This window comes from Vibrio sp. YT-19(2023), from assembly GCF_033337395.1.
On the sequence record NZ_JAWOQN010000140.1, the window covers coordinates 1 to 1,137 of the forward strand.

The following is a 1,137-nucleotide window of genomic DNA, read 5'->3' on the forward strand; positions in this document are numbered from 1 at the left end:
TAAAGGAACGTATTTTTCTTGAAAATAGCTGCGTGTTACTTATTGTTTACATTTAGAGGAATGTCTAGGGAGATGGCTATTGAGACTTGAAAGAACTTTTGACCCAAATGACTTGTCGACGCAAAACATGGAAAGCCCAATATGTTTACCGATCGGCTTTGTTCACTTTTTGGCTCAATCACAGACGTTACAGCAGGTGCTCGATACTGTCGCAGAATGGATCAATCGGATTTTTGAATCTGACCGCACCAGCATTACGCTGTACGAAAACAGTGACTACCTCAAGGTCTACTCTTTTTCCGGCAACAAAGCGATTCCTGCCGATTTTCTCGTGCCGATTGATCAAGCATTCGTCGGGCGTGTGTTCAAAAACCAACAACTGATCATTTGTGACGACGTTTCTCAATCCGACGAGCTAGATTGCGTCATGTTGACCTCCAGCGGTATGGGCACGTGTATGGATGCGCCGCTGATGCATGGTCAAATGTGCTTGGGCACGCTTAACGTCGCGCATCATCAAACCCATTTTTATACCAAGGAACAAGCAGCACAGTTGCAATGCATTGCCAACTGGATAGCATTAAACATTGCGCTGCATATTCAGATCATGAAAATGGAGCACCTCGCCACCACAGACGATCTTACTGGCATTCCAAACCGCAGAGAATTCATGAGTCAAATTGAGCATCATCTTTCTGAATTTCGCACGCAAGGGATCAAATTCCACGTCGCGATTTTGGATTTAGATAACTTTAAAAAACTGAATGACAAGTTCGGGCACGACGCTGGCGACAAATCTCTCATCCATGCTGCCAATACCATTAAAGGGCATTTACGAGAATGCGACCTGCTTGCTCGTGTCGGTGGTGAAGAATTTGCTATCGTCCTGAGAAGCCGATCTTCTCAAGAAGCAATGGATACGTTAGAAACCATCCGAAATGCCTTAGAAACCACGACGATTCGATATTCAGGGCGTGATATGACATTCACCGCCAGTATTGGGGTAACTCAAGTGTGTGGCTTGGATGACTCTTTTGAGCCGTTAGTGAAACGTGCTGATTTAGCGTTATACAAAGCGAAAGAAACCGGGAGAAATCGCGTAGAAATCAACCACAGCGAGCATCAAGGCGTATCGAA

General features: G+C 45.1%; 1 protein-coding gene. It reads left to right on the plus strand.

Features of this window, described 5'->3' with window-relative positions; all coding sequences use genetic code 11:
* Positions 1–79 precede the first annotated feature (79 nt).
* Positions 80–1,137, plus strand: a 1,058-nt coding sequence (locus tag R7E78_RS24430; protein ID WP_318058379.1) for a sensor domain-containing diguanylate cyclase, incomplete at its 3' end; no start/stop codon positions are given.